Source organism: Helicobacter sp. MIT 00-7814 (assembly GCF_003364115.1).
Taxonomy (GTDB): domain Bacteria; phylum Campylobacterota; class Campylobacteria; order Campylobacterales; family Helicobacteraceae; genus Helicobacter_F.
The window spans coordinates 1-676 of the sequence record NZ_NXLL01000074.1; the positions used below are offsets into that span (position 1 = coordinate 1).

Below are 676 nucleotides of genomic sequence, written 5' to 3' on the forward strand. Positions count from 1 at the left end.
AAACGAAAACGACATAATCGCAGAATTTGGCACAAATTACGCGGAGTTTTACCACGATGGCAAAGGTGCTATTAAAAAGCTATTGAGTGAAAAACAAGGACAAGTCGCAGGCGCATTTTATAAAGAGAATCTCGGCGATATTGATTTAGTTTGGGGGAATGAAAAATTTGGACTTCAACATATTTTGGAACAACGCACAAAACAATGGGGAGAACAAAAAGCGCTAAACTTCATTGACGAGCTACCTAGCATTATAAACCAAGCGAAGTTTTTTAGAGAATACGAGGGTAAAGTGGAATTTATCACAGATAAGGAAACTTTAGTATTTGCAAAGCGCAATGATAGACATTTTGTTTTGACAGCTTTAATAGACAAAAGAAATAAAAAGAGAATGGGAACTACACAGACAGGAGTCGCAGGTAGTTTTACAGATGAAACGCTAGCATTAAAGCCTCTATCATCAAACATTCCCAATAATTCTACCACACCCGCAAAAATAAATCAACCCTCACCCCTAGAGCTAGCCCTAAAGCATAAGGAACAAGCCCTAAAAGAGGCACAAGATAAAATCCAAGCTGAACAACTTGCAATGCAAGCACGCCTAGAGGAACTAAAAGCAAAGCAAGCAAGTATGCAAGCCCAAAAGGAAGCCTTAAATGGCTTAAGCGCAAATGAA

1 pseudogene is annotated in these 676 nt (G+C 38.8%); it reads left to right on the plus strand.

Features of this window, described 5'->3' with window-relative positions:
- Positions 1-676: pseudogene (locus CQA49_RS10230) on the plus strand (hypothetical protein); the annotation flags it as partial.